At 71.7% G+C, this 7821-nt stretch carries 5 protein-coding genes and 1 pseudogene; all 6 read right to left on the bottom strand.

The annotated features are described in order from the left end of the window. A pseudogene (locus tag CIB93_RS36300) lies at nucleotides 1–182 on the bottom strand (putative lipid II flippase FtsW); the annotation flags it as partial. A gap of 63 nt (nucleotides 183–245) precedes the next feature. After that, nucleotides 246–1688 carry a UDP-N-acetylmuramoyl-L-alanine--D-glutamate ligase gene (gene murD, locus CIB93_RS36295; protein ID WP_179500369.1) on the bottom strand — a complete coding sequence of 481 codons (1443 nt, stop codon included), beginning with the start codon at nucleotides 1686–1688 and terminating at the stop codon, nucleotides 246–248. Beyond that, on the bottom strand, nucleotides 1670–2740 hold the full coding sequence (gene mraY / locus CIB93_RS36290) for a phospho-N-acetylmuramoyl-pentapeptide-transferase (protein ID WP_096633043.1): 1071 nt from the start codon (nucleotides 2738–2740) through the stop codon (nucleotides 1670–1672). Before mraY ends, murD begins: the two co-directional genes overlap by 19 nt. After that, entirely contained in the window at nucleotides 2737–4158 is a 1422-nt protein-coding gene (murF, locus tag CIB93_RS36285) for a UDP-N-acetylmuramoyl-tripeptide--D-alanyl-D-alanine ligase (RefSeq protein ID WP_096633042.1), read from the bottom strand. Before murF ends, mraY begins: the two co-directional genes overlap by 4 nt. A gap of 4 nt (nucleotides 4159–4162) precedes the next feature. Continuing rightward, a complete protein-coding gene (locus CIB93_RS36280; protein ID WP_096633041.1) occupies nucleotides 4163–5881 on the bottom strand; it encodes a UDP-N-acetylmuramoyl-L-alanyl-D-glutamate--2,6-diaminopimelate ligase in 1719 nt (572 codons plus the stop codon). A 40-nt stretch (nucleotides 5882–5921) separates the two neighbouring features. Further along, nucleotides 5922–7821, bottom strand: a 1900-nt coding sequence (locus tag CIB93_RS36275; protein ID WP_306454837.1) for a penicillin-binding protein 2, incomplete at its 5' end; no start/stop codon positions are given.

The raw sequence follows: 7821 nt of genomic DNA, 5'->3' as shown, positions 1-7821 counted from the left end.
GGGGTGCGGGGGCCCGAGCCGCCGCGTGCGGAGCCGCGGGCCGTCTCGGGACGCCGGGCGCCGGTGGCGAGGCGTCCGCGCAGGGCGAGCCCGGGGGGCAGCGGCAGCGCCACGGCGAGGGGGCGGGGAACGGACGCCCGTGTGCGCATCCGCCGTACGGCGGATCTCTCGTCGGCCGGCATGGTCGCTGTCCCCTCCACTGCTCGTGCCCGGGGCCGCGGCCCCGGGCGCGGAGGCCCGGTCGGTCAGGCGCTCTCGTCGGCGCGCGCGCGGACGGCGTCCGCGAACGCCTCGCCCCGCTTGTTGTAGTTGGTGAACATGTCCATCGAGGCACAGGCCGGGGCCAGCAGTACCGTATCGCCCGGCCGGGCGAGCGCGGCCGCCTGCGCGACCGCTTCGGACATCGCCCCAGTGTCGGTCCGTTCGAGGTCGACCACCGGGACTTCGGGGGCGTGTCGCGTCAGGGCTTCGCGGATCAGGGCCCGGTCGGCGCCCATCAGTACGGCCCCGCGCAGCCGCTTCGCGGCGCCGGTCACCAGCGCGTCGAAGGCCGCGCCCTTGGCGAGGCCCCCGGCGATCCAGACGACGGAGTCGTAGGCGGCGAGGGAGGCCTCCGCCGCATGGGTGTTGGTGGCCTTGGAGTCGTCGACGTAGGCCACCTCCCCGATGTCCGCGATGTGTTCGATGCGGTGGGCGTCCGGGCGGAAGGCCCGCAGTCCGTCGCGTACGGCGGCCGCCTCCACGCCGAAGGCGCGGGCGAGGGCGGCGGCGGCCAGCGCGTTGGCGATGTTGTGCGGGGCCGGCGGGTGGACGTCGGAGACCTCGGCGAGCTCCTGGGCCTGCTTGTGCCGGTTGGCGACGAACGCCCGGTCGACGAGGATGCCGTCGACCACGCCGAGCTGCGAGGGGCCGGGGGCGCCGAGGGTGAAGCCGATGGCCCGGCAGCCCTCCTCGACGTCGGCCTCGCGGACCAGGTCCTCGGTGGCCGGGTCGGCCGCGTTGTAGACGCAGGCGACCGTGTTGCCCTCGTAGACGCGCCCCTTGTCGGCGGCGTACGCCGCCATCGAGCCGTGCCAGTCGAGGTGGTCGGGGGCCAGGTTGAGGACGGCCGCGGAGTGGGCGCGCAGGGAGGGCGCCCAGTGCAGCTGGTAGCTGGAGAGTTCGACGGCGAGGACGTCGTACTCCTGATCGCCGAGCACGGCGTCCAGCAGCGATACGCCGATGTTGCCGACGGCCGCGGTGCGCAGGCCCGCCGCTTCGAGGATCGAGGCCAGCATCCGTACGGTGGTGGTCTTGCCGTTGGTGCCGGTGACCGCCAGCCAGGGTGCGGGCTTCCGGCCGCCTGAGCCGCGCAGTCGCCAGGCCAGTTCGACATCGCCCCAGACCGGGACGCCCGCCTCGGCGGCAGCCAGGAAGAGCGGCTTGTCCGGCTGCCAGCCGGGGGCGGTGACGACGAGGTCCGTGGACGGCGGCAGGGTGGCGCCGTCGCCGAGGCGCACGGTGATGCCGAGCGCCTCCAGTTCGGCCGCCTGCGCACGGGCGCGGTCGTCGTCGCCGTCGTTGACGACGGTGACGCGCGCGCCGCGCTCGTTGAGGGCGCGGGCCGCGGGGATGCCGCTGACGCCGAGCCCGGCGACGGTGACGTTCTTGCCCTGCCAGTCCACGGAGCTCACTTCTTGGCTGCCCATCCCGCGTAGAAGAGGCCGAGGCCGACGATCACGCACATGCCCTGGATGATCCAGAAGCGGACCACGACAAGGACTTCGGACCACCCCTTGAGTTCGAAGTGGTGCTGGAGCGGCGCCATCCGGAAGACCCGCTTGCCGGTCATCTTGAACGAACCGACCTGGATGACCACGGACATGGTGATCATCACGAAGAGGCCGCCGAGGATGGCGAGCAGGAACTCGGTGCGGGACAGGATCGCGAGGCCCGCGAGGGCTCCGCCGAGGGCGAGCGAACCGGTGTCGCCCATGAAGATCTTGGCGGGCGAGGTGTTCCACCACAGGAAGCCGAAGCAGGCGCCCATCAGGGCGGAGGCGACGACGGCGAGGTCGAGTGGGTCGCGTACCTCGAAACAGGCGCTCGGGTTGGTCAGGTTGGCCGCGTTGGCGCAGGACTCCTGGAACTGCCAGAGGCCGATGAAGGTGTAGGCGCCGAAGACCATCACCGAGGCACCGGTGGCCAGACCGTCCAGACCGTCCGTGAGGTTCACGCCGTTGGACATGGCGAGGATCATGAACAGTGCCCAGACGCAGAACAGCACCGGGCCGATCGACCAGCCGAAGTCCTCCACGAAGGAGAGGTGGGTGGAGGCGGGGGTGTTGCCCCGGGAGTCCGCGAACTGGAGCGAGAGCACGGCGAAGGCGATACCGACGATCAGCTGGCCGGCCATCTTCGCCTTGGCCCGCAGACCGAGCGACCGCTGCTTGACGATCTTGATGTAGTCGTCGAGGAAGCCGACGAGGCCCATCCCGGCCATCAGGAACAGGACGAGGGCCCCGGAGAAGCTCATCGGCTCACCCGTGATGACCTTCGCGAGGATGTACGCGATGATCGTCGCCAGGATGAAGGCGATGCCGCCCATCGTGGGCGTGCCCTTCTTGCTGCCGTGCGTGCGCGGGCCGTCGTCCCGGATGAACTGCCCGTACCCCTTGCGGGCCAGCAGTTTGATCAGCAGCGGGGTACCGACCAGGGTCAGGAAGAGCCCGATGGCCCCCGCGAAGAGGATCTGCCTCATCGGCCGGCGACCTCGCCCTCGGTCGAGTTCTCCAGCAGTGCCAGGGCGACCTTCTCCAGACCGACCGACCGGGACGCCTTCACCAGCACGACGTCTCCCGGGCGCAGTTCACTGCGCAGCAGGTCGACGGCCGCCTGTGCGTCGGACACGTGCACCGACTCCTCACCCCACGAACCCTCGTTATATGCGCCCAGTTGCAGCCAGGAGGCTTCTCTCCCCCCGACAGCGACGAGCTTGCTGACGTTGAGCCGGACGGCGAGCCGTCCGACCGCGTCGTGCTCGGCGAGCGACGCGTCACCGAGCTCGGCCATCTGACCGAGCACCGCCCAGGTGCGCCCCCCGTCGGCCGCTCGGGCCTGGCCCATGGCAGCCAGCGCACGCAGTGCGGCTCTCATGGATTCGGGGTTCGCGTTGTAGGCGTCGTTGACAACCGTCACACCGTCCCCGCGCTCGGTGACCTCCATGCGCCAGCGGGAGAGGGTGCCCGCCTCCGAGAGCGCCTCGGCGATCTCGGTCACGGACATGCCCAACTCATGGGCGACGGCGGCCGCGGCGAGCGCGTTCGACACGTGGTGCTCACCGTACAGGCGCAAGGTCACGTCGCTGCACCCGGTGGGTGTGTGGAGCTGGAAAGCGGGCCGCCCGTCGGCGGTCATCCGGACCTTCTCGCCCCGTACGTCCGCTTCCGGGGCTTCTCCGAAGAGCAGGACACGGGCCTTGGTGCGCGAGGCCATCGCGCGTACGAGGGGGTCGTCGGCGTTGAGCACGGCACAGCCGTCCTCGGGGAGGACCTCGACCAGCTCGCCCTTGGCCTGGGCGATGGCCTCGCGGCTGCCGAACTCGCCGAGGTGGGCGGAGCCGACGTTGAGGACCAGACCGATGCGGGGCGGGGTCAGCTCGGCCAGGTATCGGATGTGCCCGATACCGCGGGCGCCCATCTCAAGGACCAGGTGCTCGGTCTCGGCGGTGGCGCTCAGGGCCGTGAGAGGAAGGCCGATCTCGTTGTTGAGGGAGCCGGGCGTCCAGACCGTGGGGGCCTTGCGCTGAAGGAGCTGGGCGATCAGGTCCTTGGTGGACGTCTTGCCCGCGGAGCCGGTGAGGCCGACGACGGTGGTGCCGAGGCGTTCCACGACGGTACGGGCGAGCGCGCCGAGTGCGGCGACGACGTCGTCCACGACGATCGCCGGAACACCGACGGGGCGGGCGGCCAGGACGGCTGCCGCGCCCGCCTCGACGGCGCGCTGCGCGTAGTCGTGGCCGTCGACCCGATCGCCGGCGAACGCGGCGAACAGGCTGCCGGACACGACCTCGCGGGAGTCGATGACGACGGGTCCGGTCACGGTGACTGCCGGGTCCGGTATGTCGTGCGGCTGCCCGCCGACGATTCCGGCGATCTCGGCGAGGGAAAGGGTGATCACTTGGTCATCCCTGACTGTTGTTCTCGTGGTGAGGGGCACGGTCCGCGGCGCCGGTGCGCGCCTGGGACCGCTCGATGGCTGCGTGCAGGACCTTGCGGTCGTCGAAGGGGCGTACGACTCCGTGGATGTCCTGGCCCTGCTCGTGGCCCTTGCCCGCGACGAGGACGGTGTCGCCCGGTTCGGCGCGGGCGACGGCGGCGGCGATCGCCGAGGCCCGGTCGGCGTCGACCAGGACGTCGCCGCGCTCGTGGACGGGCACTTCGGCGGCGCCGGAGAGCATGGCGGCGAGAATCGCGAGGGGGTCCTCGGAGCGGGGGTTGTCGGAGGTCAGTACGGCGGTGTCGGCGAGACGGGCGGCGGCTGCGCCCATCGGGCCGCGTTTGGTGGTGTCGCGGTCGCCTCCGCAGCCGAGGACGATGTGCACCCGGCCCTCGGTGACCTTGCGCAGGGAGCGGAGCACCGACTCGACGGCGTCGGTCTTGTGCGCGTAGTCGACGACGGCGAGGTAGGGCTGTCCGGCGTCCACCCGCTCCAGTCGCCCGGGCACGCCGGGGACGGCGGCGACGCCGTCGGCGGCGGTCTGCGGGTCGACGCCCGCGACGGCCAGCGTGACGATCGCGGCGAGGGTGTTGGCGACGTTGAACGGGCCGGGCAGCGGGGCGCGGGCGGCGATCCGCTCGCCCTTCGGGCCGACTGCGGTGAAGGTGCTGTCCTGCGGGCCGACCTCGACGTCCTCGGCGTGCCAGTCGGCGTCGGGGTGGCCCTCGGCCGAGAAGCTGGTGACCGGGACGCCGGACTCGGTGATGAGCCTGCGGCCGTACTCGTCGTCGAAGTTCACCACGCCGCGGTGGCTGCGCTCGGGGGTGAAGAGCTGGGCCTTGGCCTGGAAGTAGTCCTCCATGCCGGAGTGGAACTCCATGTGCTCCGGGCTGAGGTTGTTGAAGACGGCGACGTCGAAGACGCAGCCGTCGACCCGGCCGAGCACCAGGGCGTGGCTGGAGACCTCCATCGCGACGGCCTCGACACCGCGCTCGCGCATGACGGCGAACAGGGCCTGGAGGTCGGTGGCTTCGGGGGTGGTGCGCTCGGACTTGATGCGCTCGTCGCCGATGCGCATCTCGACGGTGCCGATCAGTCCGGTGGGGCGTCCGGCGGCGCGCAGTCCGCCCTCGACCAGGTACGCGGTGGTGGTCTTGCCCGAGGTGCCGGTGATGCCGATCTGGAGGAGACCGATGCCGGGCCGCCCGTAGATGTCGGCGGCCAGCTCACCCATGACGGCGCGCGGGCTCTCGGCGACCAGGACCGGCAGGCCGGTGGCGGCGGCGCGTTCGGCGCCCGCGGGGTCGGTGAGGACGGCGGCGGCGCCGAGGCCCGCGGCCTGGGCGGCGAAGTCGGCGCCGTGGAAGCGGGCGCCGGGCAGGGCCGCGTACACGTCACCGGGACGCACGGCCCGTGAGTCGTGCGTGATGCCGGTGGCCTCACCGGAGGCCGGTGCTTCGATGCCGAGCCGGCCGGCCAGCTCGCCGAGGGGGGTGGGCCGGAGCCGGTCCGGTCGGGGCGCTCCCGGATAGGTCACAGGCGCGTCCTTCTGGGTGGTTTGGGACTGATCAGCGTGGGGCACGGCGGTGAGCGTACCGGGCCGGTGCGGCGTCTCGCGAAGCGAGGGACCCGGGTTCCGGTGGTTCTCGTTCCGGTTCCCGGGATCGGGGGTGATGGTTGTCACTGAGGGTTCCCTTGGAGGAGATGCTCGCGCATCCCCGTGTTCACTCGCCGGGCTTGAAGGACACCGGCAGCCGGGGCGGCTCGCTGCCGGACGGTGGGGTCTGGAGCGTCTTGAGTGCGAACTCCATGACCTGCTTGTAGATCGGGCCGCAGATCTGGCCGCCGAAGTAGCTGCCCTTGGTGGGGTTCTGGATCGCGCAGTACACGGTGACCTGCGGGTTGTCGGCCGGGGCGAAGCCGGCGAAGGAGGCGGTGTAGCCCTTGTAGACACCGAGGACCGGATCGACCCGGTTGGCGGTGCCGGTCTTGCCCGCGACCCGGTAGCCGGGGATCGCGGCCTTGGTGCCGGTGCCCTCCTCGTCCTCGACGACCGACTCCAGCATCGTCGACAGGGTTTTGGCGGTCTTCTCGCTGACCACCCGGGTCTCCTCGGGGGCCTCGGCGGGGGTGAAGCGGCCGTCGGAGCCCTTGGTTCCGCGTACCAGGGTGGGGGCGATCCGGACGCCGCCGTTGGCAACCGTGGAGTAGACCGAGGCGGCCTGGACGGCGTTGATGGAGAGCCCCTGGCCGAAGGGGATCGTGTACTGCTGCGAGGTCGACCAGTCCTTGGGGTGGGCGAGGAGGCCGGGCGACTCGCCGGGGTAGCCGAGGCCCGTCTTGGAGCCGAGGCCGAACTTGCGCAGGTAGTCGTAGAGGACCTGGTTGGACTCGGCCTGGGTCTTGCCGAGCTGACCGGTCGCCAGGATGGTCCCGATGTTGCTGGACTTGGCGAGGACCCCGTTGAGCGTCAGGTACCAGGTGGGGTGGTCGACGTCGTCCTTGAAGAGCCGGTCGCCGCGGTGCAGCCGGTTGGGCACGGTGACATGGGTGCCGGGCGTGGCGGCCTTCTCCTCCAGCACGGCGGCCATGGACATGACCTTGCTGGTGGAGCCGGGCTCGTACACGTCCTGGAGGGCGGCGTTGCCCAGGGAGGCGGAGGTCACCTGGGAGAGGTCGTTGGGGTCGTAGCCGGGGGCGTTGGCCATGGCCAGCAGCTCGCCGGTCCGAGTGTTCTGCACGATGACGTAGCCACGGTCGGCCTTGGACTTCTCGACCTGGTCGCTGATGGCCTTCTGGGCGGCCCACTGGATGTCGCGGTCGATGGTCAGCTCGATGTCGGAGCCGGGCACGGCCGGGATCTCTCGGGTGCCCGCGGTGGGGACGTGGCGGCCGCCGGCCTGGGCGTAGCGGATCTTGCCGTCCTCGCCCGCGAGCTCCTTGTTCAGCTGCGATTCCAGGCCCCCGCCGCCCTTGCCGTCGGCGCTGACGAATCCCAGTATCCCGGCGGCGAGATCCCCGTTGGGGTAGACCCTCTTGGTGGTCGGCTCCTGGAAGACCCCGGCCAGGACATTGGCTCCCGGGCCGCCGTTCGCCTTGTCCTCGGCGGCCTTCTCGGCGAATGCGGCCTTGAGGTCCTTGATCTGCTTCCAGACCTGGGGCGTCTGCCGGTGGGCCAGGACGGTGTAGCGGCTCTTCGGCGCGGAGAGCTTCTCGGCCAGCTCGTCGGCGTCCTTGCCGAGGATCGGGGCGAGCAGGGCGGCCGCCTGCTGGGGGGCGTCGGGGGCCCCGCTGTCCTTGGGCGTGAACATCTTGGGGTCGGCCGTGATGTTGTGCGCGTCGACGCTGGTGGCGAGCGCGATGCCGTTGCGGTCGGTGATCTCCCCGCGCTCGGCGGCGACCGTGTACTCCCAGTACCGGTTCTTCTCGGCCTTGGCCGCGTACGCACTGGCGTCGACGGCCTGGACCTGGAGCAGCCGGGCCACGAAGGCCAGCATGACCAGCGTCAGCCCGAGGCTGACCAGCCGCAGCCGGGGGCGCGGGCTGCCCAACCGCAGGGAGCGCGGCGCCCGGCCGCGTGCGGTGGTGCGCCCCGGGGCGGGGCGTGGGCGGCGCGCCGGGGGG

The sequence above is a fragment of the Streptomyces sp. WZ.A104 genome (genome assembly GCF_002382885.1).
Classification (GTDB): Bacteria; Actinomycetota; Actinomycetes; order Streptomycetales; family Streptomycetaceae; genus Streptomyces.
This window is presented reverse-complemented; position numbering and strand designations above follow the sequence as displayed.